The organism is Pseudohalioglobus sediminis, from assembly GCF_008370495.1.
Taxonomy (GTDB): domain Bacteria; phylum Pseudomonadota; class Gammaproteobacteria; order Pseudomonadales; family Halieaceae; genus Halioglobus.
Genome location: NZ_VTUX01000001.1, coordinates 801,057 through 821,140 on the forward strand (window position 1 = coordinate 801,057; position 20,084 = coordinate 821,140).

The 20,084-nt window shown below is 60.7% G+C and carries 21 protein-coding genes and 1 other RNA gene; 5 read left to right on the forward strand and 17 right to left on the reverse strand.

Going from position 1 to position 20,084, the window contains the following annotated elements; genetic code table 11:
- Positions 1-310: 310 nt before the first annotated feature.
- Together rnpB and rsmI are read right to left on the reverse strand one after the other, a co-directional pair.
- Positions 311-680: RNase P RNA component class A (gene rnpB / locus F0M18_RS03465), an RNA gene on the reverse strand.
- Between the two features lie 31 nt (positions 681-711).
- Positions 712-1,548, reverse strand: a complete 837-nt coding sequence (gene rsmI / locus F0M18_RS03470) for a 16S rRNA (cytidine(1402)-2'-O)-methyltransferase (RefSeq protein WP_149609968.1) — start codon at positions 1,546-1,548, stop codon at positions 712-714.
- Between the two features lie 70 nt (positions 1,549-1,618).
- On the opposite strand from rsmI, the gene F0M18_RS03475 reads away from it, so the two are divergent.
- Genes F0M18_RS03475 through F0M18_RS03490 form a run of 4 tightly spaced genes read left to right on the forward strand, consistent with a single transcriptional unit; the run spans position 1,619 to position 5,010 of the window.
- The gene (locus F0M18_RS03475) at positions 1,619-3,421 is read left to right on the forward strand and encodes a penicillin-binding protein activator (protein ID WP_149609969.1); all 1,803 of its coding nucleotides are present in this window, start codon (positions 1,619-1,621) and stop codon (positions 3,419-3,421) included.
- A gap of 37 nt (positions 3,422-3,458) precedes the next feature.
- Positions 3,459-3,818 (forward strand): YraN family protein, encoded by a 360-nt coding sequence (locus F0M18_RS03480; protein WP_149609970.1) that lies wholly within the window; start codon positions 3,459-3,461, stop codon positions 3,816-3,818.
- Positions 3,819-3,835: 17 nt separating this feature from the next.
- Positions 3,836-4,426: a D-sedoheptulose-7-phosphate isomerase gene (locus tag F0M18_RS03485; protein ID WP_149609971.1), complete on the forward strand. Its 591-nt coding sequence runs from the start codon at positions 3,836-3,838 to the stop codon at positions 4,424-4,426.
- Positions 4,427-4,431: 5 nt separating this feature from the next.
- On the forward strand, positions 4,432-5,010 hold the full coding sequence (locus F0M18_RS03490; RefSeq protein ID WP_149609972.1) for a BON domain-containing protein: 579 nt from the start codon (positions 4,432-4,434) through the stop codon (positions 5,008-5,010).
- Positions 5,011-5,024: 14 nt separating this feature from the next.
- Here F0M18_RS03490 and rnhB read toward each other — a convergent pair whose 3' ends face one another.
- The 14 genes from rnhB to F0M18_RS03560 all read right to left on the reverse strand — a co-directional run bounded on the left by rnhB (position 5,025) and on the right by F0M18_RS03560 (position 18,527).
- Complete coding sequence (rnhB, locus tag F0M18_RS03495; RefSeq protein ID WP_262500805.1) at positions 5,025-5,627, reverse strand: ribonuclease HII; 603 nt, start codon at positions 5,625-5,627, stop codon at positions 5,025-5,027.
- On the reverse strand, positions 5,620-6,789 hold the full coding sequence (gene lpxB / locus F0M18_RS03500; protein WP_262500806.1) for a lipid-A-disaccharide synthase: 1,170 nt from the start codon (positions 6,787-6,789) through the stop codon (positions 5,620-5,622). Before lpxB ends, rnhB begins: the two co-directional genes overlap by 8 nt.
- On the reverse strand, positions 6,789-7,559 hold the full coding sequence (gene lpxA / locus F0M18_RS03505; RefSeq protein ID WP_149610123.1) for an acyl-ACP--UDP-N-acetylglucosamine O-acyltransferase: 771 nt from the start codon (positions 7,557-7,559) through the stop codon (positions 6,789-6,791). Before lpxA ends, lpxB begins: the two co-directional genes overlap by 1 nt.
- Complete coding sequence (gene fabZ / locus F0M18_RS03510; protein ID WP_149609974.1) at positions 7,556-7,984, reverse strand: 3-hydroxyacyl-ACP dehydratase FabZ; 429 nt, start codon at positions 7,982-7,984, stop codon at positions 7,556-7,558. Before fabZ ends, lpxA begins: the two co-directional genes overlap by 4 nt.
- 55 nt (positions 7,985-8,039) lie before the next feature.
- Positions 8,040-9,047 carry a UDP-3-O-(3-hydroxymyristoyl)glucosamine N-acyltransferase gene (lpxD, locus tag F0M18_RS03515; RefSeq protein ID WP_316838323.1) on the reverse strand — a complete coding sequence of 336 codons (1,008 nt, stop codon included), beginning with the start codon at positions 9,045-9,047 and terminating at the stop codon, positions 8,040-8,042.
- 7 nt (positions 9,048-9,054) lie between these two features.
- Complete coding sequence (locus tag F0M18_RS03520) at positions 9,055-9,573, reverse strand: OmpH family outer membrane protein (RefSeq protein WP_262500807.1); 519 nt, start codon at positions 9,571-9,573, stop codon at positions 9,055-9,057.
- 28 nt (positions 9,574-9,601) lie between these two features.
- The gene (gene bamA, locus F0M18_RS03525; RefSeq protein WP_149609976.1) at positions 9,602-12,190 is read right to left on the reverse strand and encodes an outer membrane protein assembly factor BamA; all 2,589 of its coding nucleotides are present in this window, start codon (positions 12,188-12,190) and stop codon (positions 9,602-9,604) included.
- Positions 12,191-12,247: 57 nt separating this feature from the next.
- On the reverse strand, positions 12,248-13,603 hold the full coding sequence (gene rseP / locus F0M18_RS03530) for an RIP metalloprotease RseP (protein WP_149609977.1): 1,356 nt from the start codon (positions 13,601-13,603) through the stop codon (positions 12,248-12,250).
- A complete protein-coding gene (ispC, locus tag F0M18_RS03535) occupies positions 13,603-14,817 on the reverse strand; it encodes a 1-deoxy-D-xylulose-5-phosphate reductoisomerase (protein WP_149609978.1) in 1,215 nt (404 codons plus the stop codon). Before ispC ends, rseP begins: the two co-directional genes overlap by 1 nt.
- On the reverse strand, positions 14,817-15,653 hold the full coding sequence (locus F0M18_RS03540) for a phosphatidate cytidylyltransferase (RefSeq protein WP_149609979.1): 837 nt from the start codon (positions 15,651-15,653) through the stop codon (positions 14,817-14,819). Before F0M18_RS03540 ends, ispC begins: the two co-directional genes overlap by 1 nt.
- A complete protein-coding gene (gene uppS, locus F0M18_RS03545) occupies positions 15,646-16,422 on the reverse strand; it encodes a polyprenyl diphosphate synthase (RefSeq protein ID WP_149609980.1) in 777 nt (258 codons plus the stop codon). The genes F0M18_RS03540 and uppS overlap by 8 nt, the downstream gene beginning before the upstream one ends.
- Positions 16,423-16,451: 29 nt before the next feature.
- Entirely contained in the window at positions 16,452-17,009 is a 558-nt protein-coding gene (gene frr, locus F0M18_RS03550) for a ribosome recycling factor (RefSeq protein WP_149609981.1), read from the reverse strand.
- 28 nt (positions 17,010-17,037) lie between these two features.
- Complete coding sequence (gene pyrH / locus F0M18_RS03555; protein WP_149609982.1) at positions 17,038-17,763, reverse strand: UMP kinase; 726 nt, start codon at positions 17,761-17,763, stop codon at positions 17,038-17,040.
- A gap of 137 nt (positions 17,764-17,900) precedes the next feature.
- A complete protein-coding gene (locus F0M18_RS03560; RefSeq protein ID WP_149609983.1) occupies positions 17,901-18,527 on the reverse strand; it encodes a urate hydroxylase PuuD in 627 nt (208 codons plus the stop codon).
- Positions 18,528-18,670: 143 nt separating this feature from the next.
- On the opposite strand from F0M18_RS03560, the gene sodB reads away from it, so the two are divergent.
- A complete protein-coding gene (sodB, locus tag F0M18_RS03565; protein WP_149609984.1) occupies positions 18,671-19,252 on the forward strand; it encodes a superoxide dismutase [Fe] in 582 nt (193 codons plus the stop codon).
- Positions 19,253-19,336: 84 nt separating this feature from the next.
- On the opposite strand, the gene F0M18_RS03570 is transcribed toward sodB, so the two are convergent.
- Entirely contained in the window at positions 19,337-20,020 is a 684-nt protein-coding gene (locus F0M18_RS03570; protein ID WP_149609985.1) for a crotonase/enoyl-CoA hydratase family protein, read from the reverse strand.
- Positions 20,021-20,084 lie beyond the last annotated feature (64 nt).

The following is a 20,084-nucleotide window of genomic DNA, read 5'->3' on the forward strand; positions in this document are numbered from 1 at the left end:
CGAAATCCACAAAAAGACAGATTTATCCACTTATTCCCACTTTTCGACACTATATGCCTGCCAAGCATGGGCGTCAACTGGCGCAGATTAGGAAAAACACTGTAAATTCAGGCCTTTACGGCGGTTTTAGACAGGGTTTTGGCAAGTTTTTCAAACCAAAAAACCCAACAAAACATAACCCTAACCCCATCTGTTAAGGGTTTACTTTAAGTTACAGGCTAAATTTTCATTTAGGCGGTGATTTTTTAGTCAAAAAAGAAATAAGAGGCAAAGAAAACCCCCAACCCCGGCAGGGGTTGAGGGTGTATTCAGGTCGAGTCGGTCGATAAGCCGGGTTCTGTCGTGGACGACCATTCATCTGCGACAGCTGTCGCCAGCTGCCTGAAGCGACCTACCCGAACCCACCGCGGGCCACGGCTGACGGGTTCCTATTTGGTCTTGCTCCGGGTGGGGTTTACCATCGCCGCGCCTGTTACCAGCCGCGCGGTGCGCTCTTACCGCACCTTTTCACCCTTACCGCCAGAGGCCTGCAAGCAAGCGCTGTGGCGGCGGTTTCCTTTCTGTTGCACTTTCCGTGGGCTCTCGCCCCCCAGGCGTTACCTGGCACCCTGCCCTGTGGAGCCCGGACTTTCCTCCCTTCGCAGCCAGAAGCGGCGAAGAGCGATCGCCTGACCGACTCGCGGGCAAGACTAGCAGCCTGCGCGCAAGGGCTCAATCTTCTTTCACTGACAACAGGTACTGGTACAGCGTGTTCTTGCGCAGGCCGCTGTGCTCCGCCACCAGCGCGGCGGCCCGTTTGGCGGGCAGTTCCTCGGCCAGGCGCCGCAGCAGCCGCGCGGTATCTGCGTCGAGCGCGGACTCGCTTATCGACCTGCCTGACACCACCAACACAATTTCACCCTTGCGCTGGTTGGTGTCGGCCTCGACAAACGCCTGCAAACCATCGAGGCTGTCGCGCCTGATCGTTTCAAAGGTCTTGGTGATTTCGCGCGCAAGCACGGCCTCCCGATCCCCACCCCAGGCTGCCGTCATTGCCGCCAGGGTATCTACTATCCGGTGTGGAGCCTCGTAGAACACCATGGTCGCCGTCTCGGCGGACAGTTCCACCAGGCGCCCGTTCCGCGCCCCGGGTTTTGCCGGCAAAAAGCCCTCGAAGCGAAAGCGATCGGTGGGCAGGCCACACACACTGAGCGCCGCCACGGCAGCGCAGGGGCCTGGCACCGGGTGCACAGCATATCCTCGGGACTGCATCTCCCGGACCAGGCGGTAGCCCGGGTCGGAAATGAGCGGCGTACCCGCGTCAGAGATCAGGGCGACACTGCCGCCTTCTGCGAGTACGCTGGCAATGCGCTCCTGGCTGCGCGCATCGCTGTGGTCGTGATAGGCAACCAGTCGCGTATCAATAGCGAAGTGCTGCAGCAGCCTTTGACTGTGCCGGGTGTCTTCGGCGGCGATCAGGTCGACCTGTTCCAGCACCTCGACGGCACGTGCAGTGATGTCCCCCAGGTTGCCGATAGGGGTAGCGACGATATAGAGTCCTGTGTCCAAGATTTCCCTTTATAATGAGCACCCTCCAGTCCGGAGGATGGCAACGATTAAATGAGGCACGCAGCATAGCATGATGGCAATTCGAAACCGTTTACACGGCATCACTATACCGGCCGCCATGCTTGCCTTGCTGTTGCTGCAGGCCTGTGGCAGCGCACCCACTGAAAAACCAGCCCCGGTTGAACCAATAGCGACTGAACAACCGGAAATAGTCGAGTCCGTTACCAACCTGGCGCTTCCCGCCTCGGCCTACCAGGCGGAATTGGCCGCGGCCGAAAGCGCACTCGCCGACAGAGACTGGATGAGTGCACTCACCGCGCTGTCAGCGATGGCAAAGGCGGACCTCAATGCCGACGACGCGGCCATGCTGCAGTACATGCTCGCCCGCGTTGATTACCTGCGCGGCGACCATGACGCCGCCCACCAGCGACTGGCGTCGGTCGGCACGACTGGTCTCACCCCGGGTGTCATTTATCGCATGCGCAACTTCCAGCGACACTTGCTGGAGATTGAGGGCAGGTACCTGGAAAGCGCCCGGCTGGGCACGCAGGTCATGGCCATGGCGATGACGGCAGATAAACCGGCGATAAAACGCAGTATCTGGCGCGACCTGGAGCGCTGCAGCCCGGCGCAGCTTGAGCAGGCCCTGGCCAGTGCGGAAGATGCAACCTGGCGGGGCTGGCTGGCCCTGGCCCATCTCGATAACACCAGCACCATTGCACTGAGCGCGAAATTGGCCGGCTGGCAGGCCGAGTTCCCTGACCACCCGGCAGCACAACCGCTGCCCGGCGGCCTGCAGTACCTGTTACCGCCACCGCCGACTCCCGACACTGTCGCCCTGGTGCTGCCGCTGAGTGGGCGCCTGGCCCCCGCCGGCAAGGCCGTGAGAGAGGGCTACCTGGCCAGCTACTTTGCCGCCCGCAGTGCGGGAGAAGCCCCCAGCCAGGTCATTGTCATTGATTCCGATCGCTTTGGCAGTGCCAGCGAGGCCTACAATCAGGCTGTAGCGCAGGGCGCTCGGCTGGTCATCGGCCCGCTCAGCAAATCCTCCACCACTGAACTCGCCATCCTGCCGCAGCGACCGGTACCGGTTATCGCCCTGAACCGCATCGACGAGGCTACCAACTCGGCACAGACAGCGCTGGTCCAGCTGTCGCTGGCGCCTGAGGACGAAGCCCGGCAACTGGCCGAGACAGCGTTTGGCCAGGGCGCCCGCCGCGCACTGGTCCTGCGGCCCGCCGGCGCCTGGGGTGACAAGATCGAGAGCGCGCTGGTCAGCCGCTGGCAGTCACTGGGTGGCAGTATTGCCGGAAACATCCGCTACGCGTCGAGGGAGGAATACTCGGCGAGCGTCAAAGCCGGGCTCGGCATCGATGCCAGCGAGCAGCGACGCCGGGACATACGTGACATGCTGGCCAGCAATGTCGAGTTCACACCCCGGCGACGCCAGGACATCGATGCAATATTCATGCTGGGGCGCACACCGGAGGAAGCCCGGGCGTTAAAACCCCTGCTGGCCTTCCACTACGCGGGCGCGCTCCCCGTGTACGCCACATCAAGTGTGTACGGTGGCCGCTATGACAAGCGCGACCGGGACCTCGATGGCACGCGCATCGTCGAATTACCCTGGTTACTCGGCAGCAACGCCGAGCTAAAGCAGGCGCTGGCCAGCAGCAACAGCACTCAGTACCGCCGCCTCAACGCACTGGGCGCCGATGCCTACCGGCTGCAGTCGCGATTCGCGCAGCTGCAGGCCGGACCGGATGCATTGATCCGCGGCAATACAGGGCTGCTGAGCATGAATCCTCGCTTGCAGATCGAAAGAGAGTCGCAGGCGGCGGTTTTTGATGGCGACCAGCTCAAGCCACTGTAGCTAAACTCGCTCCAGTCAATGCACTGGAGCGCAGCCCTTGAAATCCCGTGGCGATCACTACGAAGAACAGGCCGCGTCCTGGTTACGCGACCAGGGCCTTACCATCATCGAACGCAACTACCGGTGTCGTGTCGGCGAACTCGATATCATCGCCCGGGATGCGGCGTACCTGGTATTCATTGAGGTACGCGCGCGCAGCCACCCCGGCTTCGCCTCCGCTGCCGAGTCCATTGACCGGCGCAAACGTCGCCGACTGGTCAACACCGCGCAGTACTACCTTCAGCAACACCCTCAGCTGGCACAGCTGGCCTGTCGATTTGACGTGGTTACCTTCCAGCCGCGACAATCCGCAACCAGACATGCGCCGCAGTGGATTCGCGGCGCCTTCATCAATTGAATTTCCGGGGTCTCGCCGTGGATCATTACCAGATAATCGCCAGACGCTTCCAGCGCACCATGGAAGACATAGCGATGTCAGTGGACGCGGTCGCCGATCCCATCGCCCAGGGCAGCGAGCTGATGTCCCAGGTGCTGCTGCAGGAGGGCCGTATTTTCTGCTGTGGCTGTGGCCCTGATGCCGCCCTGTGCCAGCTGTTCACCACATCGCTGCTCGACAAGCTGGAGCAGGATCGACCGGCTCTGCCGGCCATCAACCTTTGCGCCAACAGCAACGGCCTGGATGATCTGGCTGGCACACAGGAGCTTTTTGCCCGACCACTGCGGGCGCTGGGCCAGGAGGGTGACCTGCTGCTGGTACTTCACAGCGGAGGTGACAGCCACGCACTGGCTGCAGCGGTCAACGCGGCCCGCGAACGCGATATGCTCGTGGTCGCGGTAACGGATATGACCGACGGCGCACTGTCTGCTTGCCTGCGGGCGGGCGATGCGCATATTGCCGTGTCGGCCCACAACCGGCCGGCACTGGTGGAACTGCACACCATGATCGTACACCTGCTTGCACAACTTATTGAGTACACGCTGTTCGGCAACCACGAGGAGAACTGACCACCATGTTCCGACGTCTTTCAATTGTACTGTTTGCCCTGTGCCTGTTCGGCCTCGGTGGCTGCGGCAGCATGCTTGCCACCATGGAAATGAACAGCATCGAGGAAGACCAGGGTGAGCGCACCCTGGGTCGGATGATCGAGGACGAGAACATCGAGACCAAAGCCATGGTCAACATTCACGACGCCAATGAGGCCTTCGACAATGCCCATCTCAACGTGGTGAGCTACAACGGCTACGTACTGCTTGCGGGCCAGGTATCCAGCGAAGCCCTCAAACAGCAGGCAACACAGGTCGTCAAGGAGATCCGCGGGGTGCGGCGTATCTACAACGAACTGGAAATTGCCGCGCCGAGTTCGGCCATGACGCGCACATCCGACACCTGGATCACCACCAAGGTCAAGTCGCTGCTGCTGGGAAGCTTCGATATCGAAGGCACCCGGGTAAAGGTCCTCACTGAAAACGGTATCGTCTACCTGATGGGACTGGCAACAAGAGAGGAAGCGGATCGCATTGCCGCCGAGACGGCGGATGTCGCCGGCGTGCAGAAAGTCGTGAAACTGTTTGAACTGATCGAACAGTGAAGCAGAGGCACGCTTTAGCCGGATTCACCCAATAACGCGCGCACCGGGGCAAAACTCCGGCGATGAGCCGGCGTGACACCCAGCTCGCGCAGTGCTGACAGATGCGCTGCAGTAGGGTAACCCTTGTGTGCAGCAAAACCGTAACCGGGATAGCGCTCCTCAAGTTCCACCAGTTCCGCGTCCCGCTGTACCTTGGCCAGTATCGATGCAGCTGCGATTGCCGGCACCCGGTTGTCCCCTTTCACCACCGGCTCGGCCGCGTAGGACCACTGCGGCAGGCGATTACCATCAACCAGCACGTAGCCTGGTTGTGGCTGCAGCGCCTCTACCGCGCGTTTCATCGCCAGCAGGGACGCCTGCAGAATGTTCAGGCGATCTATTTCCTCTACCGTTGCCCGCGCCACCGACCAGGCAAGCGCATGTGCCCGAATGGCCAGCGCCAGTTCCTCCCGCCGCGCCGCTGAAAGGCGCTTGGAGTCGCGCAGACCGGCAATCGGATGTTGCGGATCGAGGATCACGGCCGCGGCCACCACGTCACCTGCCAGCGGCCCGCGCCCTACCTCATCGACGCCGGCGATGTCATCACCGGCATAGGCCTGCTGGAAAAGATCATCCACGGTTGGCGCTACTCCCGAGCAACTCCAACAAGGCCTCGGCGCAGATGCTGGCATAATCCCGCGCCAGCTCGCGGTGCATGGCGTCAAAAGCCTGCAGCTGTTCAGCCGCGTCGCTGCCGCCTCCGAGCAGGGGTGCCACGGCATCCGCCAGTCCCTGCGGGCTGGCCGCATCCTGCAGCAATTCTGGCACCAGCGCCCGACCCGCGAGCACATTGGGCAGGGCAGCGTATTCCGTGTGCACCAGGCGGGTGATCAGCCACCAGGACAACGCGCCCATCCGGTAGGCGACTACCATCGGCCGTTTCAGCAGCGCTGCCTCAAGCGTGGCGGTACCGGATGCCAGCAGCACGGCTGTCGCCGCTGCCATGACTTCTCGTGAACGCCCCGACACCAGATTTACCGGCAGGTCAGGGTACTCTTCAAGCAGCTGGCGCAGTTCCGTCTCCCGCGCCGCATTCGCGGCCGGCATCACCAGGCTGAGTTCAGGTTGAGCGCTCCGCAAACGCCGGGCTGCCTGCAAGAACAACGGCGCCAGCATACGCACCTCCCCCGAGCGACTACCCGGCAGCAGTGCCAACACCTCGCCAGCTTCGCTCAGGCCCAGCGCCCGTCTCGCTTCCAGTCGGTCAACAGCGCGGGGCAGCTCATCCGCCAGGGGATGGCCAACAAAACGCACGGGGATATGGTTTTCCCGGTAAATCGCGGTTTCAAAGGGGAAGAGGCACAGCATCAAATCGACGGACTGGCGTATTTTCTCAATCCTTCCCCGGCGCCAGGCCCAGACCGAGGGGCTCACCAGGTGCGCGGTGGGAATGCCACAGTGGCGCAGCTTCCGCTCCAGGCGCAGGTTGAAATCGGGGGAATCGATGCCAAGGAAAATGTCCGGCGGGTTGTCACGAAAATGCTCGAACACCTGGCGCCGAATGCGCAGCAGTTCCGGCAGCCGCTTGAGGGGCTCGACAAACCCCATCACCGACAGTCGCTCCATGGGAAACATGCTGCTCAGGCCCTGCGCTTCCATCAGCGGACCGCCAATGCCTTCTACAACGAGCTTGTCACAGTGCGCGGCAAGCGCTGCAAGGACGCGGGAGCCCAGGATGTCACCAGAGGCTTCACCGGCGAGTACGCCGACCCTCAGCGTGCCCTGCCGATTACGCTGCACTAGCGCACGATGCCTCGCTCTGAGGCACGAATGGAATCGATCAGCACCTGCACCTCAGGGGTTTCGCTGAGCATGGTCTCCAGGCGCTGCAGGGCGATATCGAGAGTCAGCCCCTGTCGATAGAGAATCTTGAATGCGCGGCGCAACTGGCTGATCGCCTCCGACGAGAAACCACGGCGCCGCAGACCCTCTGTATTGATGGTCTTGGCCTCGGCCGGAGAACCACTAACCGTAATGTAAGCGGGCACATCCTTACCTATCGCGGTGCCCATGCCGCTGAAGCTGTGCGCACCGATCTTGCAGAACTGGTGCACCAGGGTATAGCCACTGAGAATAGCCCAGTCGCCTATGTGCACATGACCGGCAAGCGCCGTATTGTTGACCAGTATGGTGTGATTACCCAGCACCGAATCGTGGCCAATGTGGGCATAGGCCATGATCAGGTTGTGATCGCCGATAGTGGTTTCGGAACGATCCTGCACCGTACCCCGGTGAATCGTTACATTCTCTCGAATGACGTTGTCGTCACCGATCACCAAACGGGTAGGTTCGTTGCGATACTTGAGGTCCGGTGTGGCCTCACCAATGCTGGAAAACTGGTAAATATGATTCCGGGCCCCGATACGGGTCGGGCCACGAATCACCACGTGCGGCTCAATGATGGTGCCGGGGCCGATCTCGACGTCCGGCCCCACCAGGGACCAGGGTCCCACGGTGACATCATCGGCCAGGCGCGCCGACGGATCTACGATAGCGCTCTCGTGGATCATCGATCCGCGCATAGAATCGTGGCCGAGGCGGCGAGTTCGCCATCCACATCGGAGCTGACGTTGAACTTCCAGATCCCACGGCGGCTGGAAACGATCGCAGCGCGCAGCATCACCCGGTCTCCGGGCACACAGGGGCGCTTGAAACGCAGGTTGTCGGCACCGACGAAATAGTAGATGGAACCGTCCGCCGGGGTCTTGTTCATGCTCTTGAAGCCGAGTATGCCCGCTGCCTGGGCCATCGCCTCAACCAGCAGCACACCCGGAAACACCGGCTCGTCCGGGAAGTGCCCGTCGAAAAAGGGCTCGTTGATGCTCAGGTTCTTGTAGGCGACGATGGATTCACCGAGTTCTATTTCCACCACCCTGTCCACCAGCAGGAAGGGGTACCGGTGAGGCAGGTACGTGCGGATTTCATCGATTTGCATAGTGCGTGGATCCTTTTGCTTCGCCAACCGCGTCAGGGTTGCGCCGGACCCGCTATCACTGTTTCTTTTCCAGGGCGGCCAGGCGTTGCTGAATGCGTTCAAGCTGTGAGAAACGAACGGCGCTCTTGCGCCATTCACGGGTAGTCGCCATTGGAGTACCCGAAGAGTACGATCCGGGTTCGGTGATCGACCTTGTGACCATGGTCATGCCGGTCACATGCACGCCATCACAAATCTCCACATGGCCAACGACGCCAACACCTCCAGCCAACGTACAATTAGCGCCTATAATCGTGCTTCCGGCCAGACCGGTGCAACCGGCGATCGCGGTATTTTTTCCGATGCGGCAGTTGTGCGCTATCTGCACCAGGTTGTCGATAATCGCGCCATCCTCGATCACGGTGTCATCCAGCGCACCCCTGTCGATGGTGGTGCAGGCGCCAATCTCGACATCATCGCCAATGCTGACCCCGCCCAGCTGATGGATTTTTTCCCATCCCCCCGGGCCCGGCGCAAAGCCGAACCCGTCGGCGCCAAGCACGGCCTGGCTGTGTACACGACAACGGGCACCGAGTTTGACGTTGTGGTAGATCACGACGCCCGGCTGGATGCGCGTACCGGCTCCGATCTCGGTGTTGTGGCCGATATAGGCGTTAGCGCCAATCGACGCGCCGCTGCCCACCCTGGCCCCCGCCTCGACCACTGCATTGGGCCCAATACTGGCATCGTTCGCTATAACAGCCCCTGGAGACACGGTGGCCGCGGGGTGTATGCCTTCCGGTTGTGCAGGCGACCGATCAAACAGGGCCGTGGATCGGGCAAAGGCGAGGTAGGGATCCGCCGTGGCCAGCGTCGCGACGGGACACTGCGACGCCAGGTCAGGATGCAATATCACTGCCGCGGCGCGCGTATCCAGCAACTGGCTTGCATACTTCTTGTTGGAGAGGAAGCTGATGTCATCCGGCCCCGCACTGGCCAGTGTGGCCAGTCCGGACACGGTGCGCTGGGCGTCGCCGTCCAGCTGCAGGTCAAATCGCTGCGCCAGCTCCCCCAGGGTAATCACCCGATGCTTACTCCGCTGCGACCTGATTCAGCTTGTCAGTCACCTTGGCAGTGATGCTGTAACCGGCATCCGCGTGGATCACGGATGCGCGCTGCAGCAGCAGGCCAATACCTTCAGTGGTAATCAGCTCGCGCAGGACTTCCTGCACCTTCGGCGACATCTCCTGCAACAGCGCCTGGCCGGCTGCCTGCTCGGCCTGTTGCAGCTTGCCGGTCACATGCTCCAGGTCAGATTGCTTGCTTGCCAGCTTCTGGCGCGCAGACACCTGCTGCTCCTGGCTCATCACCGCAGCGTCTTTCTGGAACTTTTTCACCAGTTCGTCAAATTCCTTCTTCAGTTTATCGAACTCGGCTTTATCGGCCTTGTAGTCGTCGCCATTGCGAACTTCCGTGAGTCGCTTCTGCGCCACGTCGGTCTGCAGGATAGCCTCCTGCAGGTTTACCACCGCGATCTTGCCCTGGGCAAGCGCCAGCGATGGCAGGGTCAGGGCCACGGTGGCCAGTGCAATTTTCAAAAATCTAGACACGTTTCTCTCCAGTTGTAGCAATAAAAAATCAGAATCCGCGGCCCAGTGTGAACTGGAAGGCCTCTTCCTCGTCGTCATCACCCGCATTAAGCGGCTTGGCGAGGCTGAAAGTCATCGGCCCGAAGCCGGTTATCCAGGTCACACCAACTCCCACCGAGTAACGCAGTTCATCGGCGTCCACGTCAAAGCAGTTGATCTGTTGCGCCGAACACTGCGTGTTGAATACGTTACCCGCATCGATGAAGAAAGCAGAGCGCAGCTTGCTCTGGTCCTTGATGAAAGGCAGCGGGAACAGCAGCTCGGCACTGCCCTCAATCAGCACATTGCCCCCGAAGGGGTCGGGATCGTCGCGAAGTGTCTCCACACCAAGCTTGCCGTCGCGCCCGACATAGCCGAACTCGCCCAGTTCCGTCGCATTGCCGTCCTCATTGACCGCAGCCACCGACTGGCGAGCGTCGTACAGCTCGGCCGGGGTTGATCGCGGACCCAGCGTGTTGCTCTCGAAACCGCGCACAGAGCCGAAGCCGCCGGCATAAAAGTGCTCATAGAACGGCAACTCCGTGGTGTCGCCGTAACCGTCTCCGTAGCCCAGTTCACCGCGCAGGCGCAGCGTCCAGGTGCGCGTCACCGGGAAGTATATCTCGCCGCGATAACTGAGCTTGTAAAACTCCAGGTCCGAGCCCGGGATGGCCACTTCCAGAGCCACGGAATTGGCGGTGCCACGGGTTGCCATACGGCCGCGATTCAGCGTGGATTGGCTCCAGCTTGCGGTTATCGTCCAGTTCAGGAACTCGTCGCCATTTTCATCCAGGAAACCCGGTTCGGACGGGGGAGTCAGGAAACTCGGCGGTATGGTGTCAATCGGCTGCACGGTTTCCGGACCGGCGAACAGGCCGGTCGGGAAGCCGTTCTCGTCGTAGATCTCGGTGCTTTCAAACCAGTAATCCACAGACCTGTCCAGGCGCGGACTGGCCTTGATTTCCTGCACGGCGAACCGGCCCGCCGTAATCTCGGTATCGGAGACCCCGAAACTGAACCCCAGACGCTGGGTTTCCTTGATCGGGTAGCCAAAGTTCAGGGCGCCACCGAGCGTATCCGTGGTGTAGCTGGCCACGTTCACTTCCGAGAGGTCGGTGGAACGGTAGTAGACATTGAAGCCGCGGCTAACGCCGTCCTCAGTGAAATACGGGTTGGTATAACTGAAGTTATACAGGTCCTGGTAACGCGACGAGTTCAAGCTGATACCCACTCGCTTCCCCGTGCCCAGGAAGTTGTCCTGCTGCAGGTTCAGGCCGAGGATGAGGCCCGCATCCTGGGCGTAACCGAAGCTCGCACCGATGCTGCCGGAGGATTGCTCTTCCACCTCGAATTCCACATCGATCAGGTCATCGTGGCCGGGCACCTGTGGGGTTTCCACGCTCGCCCTGCTGAAGTAGCCGAGCCGCTCAAGCCGGATTCGTGATTGCTCGATCTTCGCCGACGAGGCCGGCGCACTCTCCATCTGGCGCATTTCGCGACGCAGTACGTCGTCCGCCGTCTTCTGGTTGCCCTTGAAGCTGATGCGACGCACGTACGTGCGCTTGCCGGGGTCGACGAAGAACTTGAGGGCAACCACGTTGCTGCCTTCCTCAATTTCGGGAATACCCGTCACCTTGGCAAAGTTGTAGCCCTCATTACCCAGCCGGCGAGTCAGGTACTCTTCCGTGGAGGTCACCAGTTGCTGGGAGAAAGTCTGGCCTTCGGCAACCAGCAGGAATCGGCGCAGGTCCTCTTCCGGCAGCACCAGGTCACCGGACAGGTCGACCTCACCCAGGGTAAATTTCTCGCCCTCGGTAACGTTTGCGGTGATATAGACCTCTTCCTTGTTCGGCGACACCGAAACCTGCGTCGAATCAATACGAAACTGCAGATAACCGCGATCCATATAGTAGGAAGTCAAGGCCTCCAGGTCACCGGTCAGCTTTTCCCGGGAATACTTGTCGTCATTGGTAAAGAAGGACAATAGCCCGGTGGTGCGCAGTTCGAAAATCTCGCCGAGTTCCTCGTCGTCAAAGACTTCGTTACCGACCACGTTGATATGCTTGATGGAGGCAACCGTGCCCTCGTCCACGTCGATATTGATGGTTACCCGGTTGCGGGGCTCTGGCAGGACCTCGGTTTCGATATTGGCGTCATAGCGCCCCTGCTGTACATACTGGCGCTGCAGTTCCATCTGCATGCCTTCCAGTGTGGAGCGCTGGAATACCTGCCCGACCGCCAATCCCGCGCCCTTGAGGCCGTCTAGCAGGGCTTCTGTCTCAATCGCCTTGTTACCTTCGATGTTGATCTCGGTGATACTGGGCCGCTCGGCGACCACGACTACCAGTACGTTACCGTCACGGCCGATGCGAATATCGTCGAAGTTACCGGTCGCGAACAGGCTGCGCGCAGAGGCGCGAACGGCGTATTCGTCCACCAGGTCTCCCACCCCGACGGGCAGGGAGGCAAACACGCTGCCTGCGGAGATGCGCTGCAGGCCCTCCACACGAATATCGGAAATAATGAACGTCTCCGCGGAGGCTAGCGGCGCCCACAGGACAAGGGCCAGCACCAGATATTTGGATAGTCGTCTAATCAAAATTCCATCAACCAACGGAGCCGTCTGCGATTAACATTGTCGCCACACTGCACGTATTTACAGACGGGTAAAATCGTTATAAAGGGCCAGCATCATTAATCCCAGCACCATGAACAGGCCAATCTGGTATCCCAGGGCCTGTATTTTCTCAGGTACCGGCCGGCCAGCCAATAGCTCTATCGTGTAAAACAACAGGTGCCCACCATCCAGTACCGGGATGGGCAACAGGTTTAGCACGCCAAGGCTGACACTGAGCAAGGCCAGGAAGCCGATATATGATTCCAGGCCGGACTTGGCCGAGGCGGACGCCACTTTAGCAATGGTGATGGGACCGCTCAAGTTTTTTGGTGATATGAGCCCCATAACCATCTTCTTTATGGAGCTCACCGTGAACTCCATCAGTTCCCAGGTCCGCACAACCGCAGCACCTGCCGATTCGAGCGGCCCGCGGGTGAAGGTACGCACCATCTCCGCAGGCATTTCCGGCAGCGCGACACTGACGCCCACGCGACCAAACACCGTGCCGTCGGCATCTTCCACCGGCTCAGGCACCACAACAGCCTGCTGCTGGCGTCCCTCTCGCTCGATATCCAGGGTGATTGGCTCACCGGGCCGGGCGCGCACGTGCTCTACCCAGTCCATCCACTTTTCCATGGGTTCGCCACCGGCTCGCAGGATGCGGTCCCCGGTGAGCAGGCCGGCCGCGGCAGCGGGACCACCCTCCACTACCTGATCCACAACCGGCGGCACCTCCGGTGTATACATGGACAGCCCCAGACCACCGAGCAGGTCCGGCTCCTCCTGCGTCGACAACCAGCGGTGTATGGCCGCTTCCGACTCGTACACCATGTCGGATTCCGGGTATTTCACCGAGAAGTGGATAGTCCCGGTATCGCCTATGCGGTCGAGCAAAGCGAAATTCAGCGCTTGCCAGGTGGGGGTTTCCTTCCCGTCCACGGCGATGATTTCCTGGCCGGGTTCCAGCCCGGCCACATCCGCGAGGGAACTCTGCTCCACCTGGCCGATTACCGGCGCATAACCGCGTTCGCCGGCCATAAACAGGAACCAGTAAGCCACCACCGCGAGCAGGAGGTTCGCCAGTGGGCCCGCTGCCACCACCGCGATACGTTGCAGCACAGGCTTGCGATTGAAGGATTGGTGCAATTGCTCCTCAGGCACGTCTCCTTCGCGCTCATCGAGCATTTTCACGTACCCGCCCAGCGGAATCGCAGCAACCACATACTCGGTGCCAAGCTTGTCGGTCCAGCTGGTGAGCGGCTTGCCGAAACCGATGGAGAAGCGCAGCACTTTCACGCCGCACTTGCGGGCCACCCAGAAGTGGCCGAATTCATGTATGGCCACCAGGATTGCCAGTGTGCCGAGGGTGATCAGGATCGTGTACAGCATGTCCATCAGGCGAGTGTTGCTTCTGTGGGTCTTCCAGTCATGTCCACGAGGTGCGCAGCGGCTGCCGCGCGCGCCTCGGTATCTGCGTTTTCGACCACATCCAGGGTGGTCGGTTCAACTATGGTGACGCGCTCCAGCACCGTCTCGATCAGCGCGGGGATGTCGGTAAAGCGGATACGTCCGTTGAGAAACGCATCCACCGCCACTTCGTTCGCCGCGTTACACACGGCCATGGCTGTCCCGCCAGTGCTGACGGACTCCCGCGCCAGCCTGAGGCAGGGGAAGCGGGCTTCGTCCGGCGCTGTGAAATCCAGGCGGGCTGTGGTCACCAGGTCGAGCGGCGCGACCCCGGAATCCACCCGGCCAGGCCAACCCAGCCCGTAGGCGATGGGTGTGCGCATGTCCGGGTTTCCCATCTGTGCCAGCACCGAGCCATCGAGGTACTGCACCATGGAGTGAATGATGCTCTGCGGATGCACAATCACATCCACCTGCTCAGCGGGCAGGTTGAATATCCAACAGGCTTCGATGAATTCGAGGCCCTTGTTCATCAGGCTGGCGGAATCGACGGATATCTTGCGACCCATGGACCAGTTGGGGTGCGCACAGGCCTGGTCCGGTGTGGCCTCCCGCATCTGCTCCCAGCTCCAGGTGCGAAATGGTCCGCCCGAGGCAGTGAGCAGCACCTTGCTGACGCCTGCCAGACCCGGCCGCGCGTGTTCATCCACGGGCATGCACTGGAAAATCGCGTTGTGTTCACTGTCTATGGGCAGCAGTCGGGCCCCGGATTCCCTGACGGCCTGCATCAGCAGGTGACCGCCCATCACCAGGGACTCCTTGTTGGCCAGCAGCAAGGTCTTGCCAGCACGTGCTGCGGCCAGAGTCGAGGGCAGCCCCGCCGCTCCGACAATCGCAGCCATGACACTGTCGACCTCTGCAGCACTGGCAACCCGACACAGGGCATCCGCGCCGTGCAAGACCTCGGTAGCACTGCCAGCGGGGAGTTGGTCGCGCAGCTGCATTGCGCTGCGTTCGTCCATCATCACCGCGTAACGGGGGTGAAACGCCAGGCACTGCTCCAGCATGGCTGCCACAGAGCGATTAGCCGCCAGGGCGTAAACGCTGAAGTCAGAGGGGTGACGGGCAATCACATCGAGGGTGCTGGCACCAATAGATCCGGTTGAACCGAGCACGCTGACCTGTCGTGGCGCCAATGCCATTACCAACCCGCCAGCAGCAGACCGAGCGCAAATACCGGTGCCGCCCCACTGAGACTGTCCAGGCGATCCAGAATGCCGCCGTGGCCTGGCAGCAGGCTGCCGCTGTCCTTGGCGCCGCTCTCGCGCTTGACCATGCTGACGGTAAGATCCCCCACCACAGATGCCATGCTGGTCGTCAGCGCCACCGCCAGCACTGCCAGCAGCGATATGTGCGCTCCGCGCGCGGGCAGGGTGTACCACAGCAGCAAGCCGACGGCGGCAACAGCCAGGGCTCCGCCCCAGAAGCCTTCCCAGGTCTTGGCCGGGCTCACGGCTGGCGCCATTTTGTGCTTACCGAGTGACTTGCCGGCAAAATACGCGCCGATGTCGGCAGCGGCGACCAACAGCACCAGTGTGACCATCAGTGCCCCGCCCCGCGGGTAGCTCAGCAGGTACACGGCGGCCATCCACGCGGGAGCCAGTACCAGCAAGCCCATCAGGCTGCGCATCATCGGATGACTCCAGATCACGGCACTGGCCGGGTAGCTTCGCACCCAAAGCAGGGCAAACGACCACCACAGGCAGGCCAGACCCAGAACGGGCTGCACCCGCTCACGGGTCGGCTCCGCGTCCAGTTGGCAGTGAAAATACAAGCCAACCATCGCGGCGGCCAGCACCAGCACGTACAGCGCCCGCGCGGGCTTCGCCTCCCACCCGGCCAGGCGCGACCATTCCCAGCCGCCCGCCAGCACCAGCACAGCAAAAAGCACCGCCAATGCCAGCAGGGGCAGGAACAGGATGCCGGCCAGGAACAGCCCGGCCATGACCAGGGCGGTGACAACGCGCTGCTTAAGCATCGAGGTCACCCCCTGCGGCGAGTGTATCCGGGTCGCGCAGGCCGAAACGGCGCTCCCTGCGGCTGTAATCGGCCAGGGCACGCGCGAATTCCAGCTCCCCGAAGTCGGGCCACAGGGTGTTGGTAAAATAGAGTTCACTGTAGGCGAAGTGCCACAGCATGAAGTTGGAAACGCGCGCATCACCCCCCGTGCGTATGCACAGATCCGGACGCGGCAGGTCGCTTATGGAAATATGCTGGTCCAGCAGGCGGGCATCGATGTCGTCTACGTCCAGTTGCCCCGCTTGCACCTGCCGGGCCAGCTGTTTTGCCGCCTGGGCGATATCCCACTGGCCGCCGTAATCCACCGCAATCACCAGGGTCGCCGCGCTGTTGCCTGCGGTCAGGTGTTCAGATTGCTGCATCAAGCGCTGTAATCGCGGACTGAATCGGCTGCGTTCTCCGATGAAGCGCAAGCGGACGCCGTCTTCGTGCAGCGCGCGTACTTCACTGCGCAGGTAGCGCGACAACAGTGCCAGCAGCGCCCTCACCTCGGGCAGGGGTCGCCCCCAGTTCTCGCTGCTGAAGGCAAATACCGTGAGCACCTCCACGCCGTGGTTACGGCAGGCCCGCAACACACTGCGCACTGCCTCCACGCCAGCGCGGTGACCTGCAGGACCTGGAAGATTCTGGCGTTTGGCCCAGCGATTGTTGCCGTCCATGATGATGGCGACATGGCGCGGCACAATCAGTTGATCTGAATCGCCGCCGGAGGCGCTTCTACCCGACATAGGAGCTCGTCAGTTCCAGGGCCCGGGCCCTAGATCTCCATGAGGTCAGCTTCTTTCTCAGCCAACATTACTTCGATTTTGGCGACATAGCTGTCGGTCAGTTTCTGTATTTCTTCCTGCCCACGACGCTCATCGTCTTCACTGATTTCCTTGTCCTTCTCCAGCTCCTTCAGCATCGCGTTGGCATCACGCCGCGCGTTACGTATGGACACACGGGCCGATTCCGCTTCCGCCCTGGCCTGGCGTATATAGCCCTTGCGCGTCTCTTCGGTCAGCATTGGCATGGGTATGCGAATGACCTCGCCGGCAGTCGCCGGATTGAGGCCCAGATCTGACTTCATGATGGCCTTCTCGATCGCCGGAATCATGCTCTTGTCCCAGGCTGTGAGGCTGAGCGTGCGTGCATCTTCCACGTTGACGTTCGCCACCTGGTTAATCGGTGTATCTGCGCCGTAGTAGTCAACCCGCAATCCATCGAGCAGGCTGGGGTGAGCGCGACCAGTGCGAATCTTATTGAAGTTATGGCTCAGGGCTTCGAGGCCCTTTTCCATGCGTTCACTGGCTTCGTTCTTTATATCGTTGATCACTTGCTAATTTCCTCCACGGGCAACAACGTCACTGGATCAGCGTGCCGTCATCGCCGCCACGCACAATATTCAGCAGCGCACCCTGCTTTTCCATTTCAAATACCCGCACCGGCATGTTGTGGTCCCGACACAGGCATATCGCGGTCAGGTCCATCACTTCCAGCTTCTTGTCCAGGACCTCATCGTAGGTGAGCCGGTCGTATTTCACCGCATCCGTCACCTTCATTGGGTCAGCCGAATATACCCCGTCGACCTTGGTCGCCTTGAGGACCAGTTCCGCCTGCACTTCAATCCCCCGCAGGCAGGCAGAAGAATCCGTGGTGAAGAAGGGATTACCGGTACCAGCCGCGAATATCACCACATCGCCATTGTTCAGGTACCTGATCGCCTTGCGACGATCATAGTGATCCACCACGCCACTCATGGGAATGGAAGACATGACGCGCGTGGCAATATTGGAGCGCTCAAGCGCGTCGCGCAGCGCCAGCGCATTCATGACCGTGGCCAGCATACCCATATGATCGCCGGTCACGCGGTCCAGGCCGGCAGTCTGCAGCGCGGCGCCACGAAAGAGATTGCCACCGCCGACCACCAGTCCGACCTGCACACCGATACCTACCAGCTGGCCGATTTCCAGGGCCATCCGGTCCAGTACCCGCGGGTCGATACCGAAGCTTTCATTGCCCGTTAGCGCTTCACCGCTGAGTTTCAGCAGGATGCGCTTGTACTTCTTGTCACCTGTTGCCTGTGGCATGTCAAACCTCATCTGAACTGCGCCCGTATCTTACAGGACAACGGGCCGGCACCCCAGTGGGAATTTGGGGGAAAAGACGGTCAAAGCGGGCCCGCGCGCCTGTGCATGCGCGCCCGGACCCGTAACCGGTTAACGGCTTACAGCAGGGCCAAAAGGGCCCAGATCACGCCGGTCAAGGCCAGGCTGCAGTGAACCACCCCCACCACACTGGTCATCGGGCCGGTTTTGCCGAACAACGCGTTGGCCTCAAGCGCCAGGATCACCACAACACTGGCACCAAAGCCCACCGCGCTGGCTTCTATCGGCAGGTGCTTCGAGGCCAGCATACCGAACAGCATGGGACCTGAGAGCAAGGTATTGGTGCGCGATGCCAGGCCAGCCTTGGCTGCCGCCGCAGGACCGTCGCCTTCCTTGAGCCCGATCACCACCTTCTGGTTGGGCCAGATCACCAGCCAGACATTGAGGAACATCAGGGTACCCGCGAGAGCGCCAACCCACAGTGCCGGCATGCCGAGAAAACTACTACCCGCACCGACCTGGTGCAGCAGGCTGAGACCGGTAAGGAAGGTCAACATGGCGCCCCAGCGGAACCACCACAGCGCCCGTGGCGCCAGTTTTTTCAAGGCATCAGCTTTGGCGTCAGCCTCCGCTTCCTTGAAATACTCCGTCTGCACGAAGTTGAAGTAATACAGCATGCCAATCCAGACGACGCCGAACAGGACATGGAACCAGCGAAACACAAACTCGAGAATTAAACCGCTCATGAAACCTCACCTCTTTATTTTTTGTTGTCGGACCGCGCTTATTATACACTTTCGTCCACGGCTCGATATGTCGCCGACGCACAACGAGGCTATTCTGCCACGTTGCGTTTTTGTCAACCCATTCCATAGTGAGGAACCTGCTCATGGCTTTTGAATTGCCCGCATTGCCCTACGCCCAGGACGCCCTGGAGCCCCACATCTCTGCCGAAACCCTCGAATACCACTACGGCAAGCATCACCAGACCTATGTCGACAAGCTCAACGGGCTGGCCGAAGGCACCGACCTGGAAAACAAGAGCCTGGAAGACATTGTAAGAACCTCCGAAGGCGGCGTTTTCAACAATGCGGCACAGATCTGGAACCACACATTTTACTGGCACTGCCTGAGCCCCAACGGCGGCGGCGCTGCCACCGGTGCGATTGCAGAAGCAATCGATGCAGCGTTTGGTTCATTTGACGCCTTCAAGGAAGCCTTCACCAACAGCGCGGTGAACAACTTTGGTTCATCATGGACCTGGCTGGTGAAGAAAGCCGACGGCTCTGTCGACATCGTCAACACGTCAAACGCCGCGACTCCGCTGACTGATGACAGTGTGACCCCGTTGCTTACCGTCGATCTGTGGGAGCACGCTTATTACATTGACTACCGCAATGCACGCCCCAAGTACATGGAAGCATTCTGGTCGCTGGTCAACTGGGAGTTCGTGAACGAGAACTTTGCCTGATCGTCCCGCATAGCAAAAAAAACCCGGCATTAGCCGGGTTTTTTTATTGCCATCAGCCGCTCAGTCGATACGGCTGAACCAGCATCATGCCGCCAGTTCCTTGTTGATGGCCTCCACCAATGCGGCGTTCAATGGTGCCCTGACGCGTTCCTTGGTAGCCAGGTGCGAAGGCATATCGATGGTCGACAATTGCTCGGCAATCGCCTGGGCCCGCGACATCAGCTGATCCACTTCTACGGCCTCATCCAGGAAACCGGCCTCCACTGCACCGTCAGCGTCATACAGGTACGCACAGCTCACCGCCAGTTCGAAATGCGCCGGATCCAGCCGGGCTCGCGCCAGCTCCACACCGAAATAAGGCATGGTCATGCCAATGGCAACCTCGTTGAGCCCGATCTTGAACTGCCCGGCAGTACCGATCCGATAGTCGGCCGTCAGCAGAAGTAGCCCGCCCATGGCAAGGGCATGCCCGGAAACCGCCAGCACCACCGGCGTCGGGAACTGCAACAGACGTTGCGCCAGTTCGGCGCCTGAGCGGAGGATGCGCAACAGACCATCCCCCCCCTGGCCCATGACATTCAGGTCGAAACCGGCCGAGAACTTGCCCGGGCGACCGGCTATCAGCAGTACTTTGCCAACGGCCTCGGCCTGGTCGAGTGCGGTATTGATTTGCTCCAGCATGTCAAAGCCAAGAGCGTTGGCCTTGCCGTCATCCAGCTGGATCATGCTGTATTTGTCGTGCTCACTAAACGTGGCGATCTGGGACACAATAACCTCCGCGGTCATACTGGGGACAGGCGACAAAATTAGTCTAACTTTGGCCCAAAGAAAA

Excerpts from the sequence above, each read along its gene's own strand:
- F0M18_RS03540 (WP_149609979.1), bottom strand. The coding sequence starts at position 15,653 with ATGCTTAAGCAGCGCGTTGTCACCGCCCTGGTCATGGCCGGGCTGTTC.
- ispC (WP_149609978.1), bottom strand. The coding sequence starts at position 14,817 with ATGGCATTGGCGCCACGACAGGTCAGCGTGCTCGGTTCAACCGGATCT.
- rseP (WP_149609977.1), bottom strand. The coding sequence starts at position 13,603 with ATGGACATGCTGTACACGATCCTGATCACCCTCGGCACACTGGCAATC.
- lpxA (WP_149610123.1), bottom strand. The coding sequence starts at position 7,559 with ATGATCCACGAGAGCGCTATCGTAGATCCGTCGGCGCGCCTGGCCGAT.
- pyrH (WP_149609982.1), bottom strand. The coding sequence starts at position 17,763 with ATGCCACAGGCAACAGGTGACAAGAAGTACAAGCGCATCCTGCTGAAA.
- fabZ (WP_149609974.1), bottom strand. The coding sequence starts at position 7,984 with ATGCAAATCGATGAAATCCGCACGTACCTGCCTCACCGGTACCCCTTC.
- sodB (WP_149609984.1), top strand. The coding sequence starts at position 18,671 with ATGGCTTTTGAATTGCCCGCATTGCCCTACGCCCAGGACGCCCTGGAG.
- F0M18_RS03560 (WP_149609983.1), bottom strand. The coding sequence starts at position 18,527 with ATGAGCGGTTTAATTCTCGAGTTTGTGTTTCGCTGGTTCCATGTCCTG.
- F0M18_RS03475 (WP_149609969.1), top strand. The coding sequence starts at position 1,619 with ATGATGGCAATTCGAAACCGTTTACACGGCATCACTATACCGGCCGCC.
- F0M18_RS03490 (WP_149609972.1), top strand. The coding sequence starts at position 4,432 with ATGTTCCGACGTCTTTCAATTGTACTGTTTGCCCTGTGCCTGTTCGGC.
- uppS (WP_149609980.1), bottom strand. The coding sequence starts at position 16,422 with ATGTCGGGTAGAAGCGCCTCCGGCGGCGATTCAGATCAACTGATTGTG.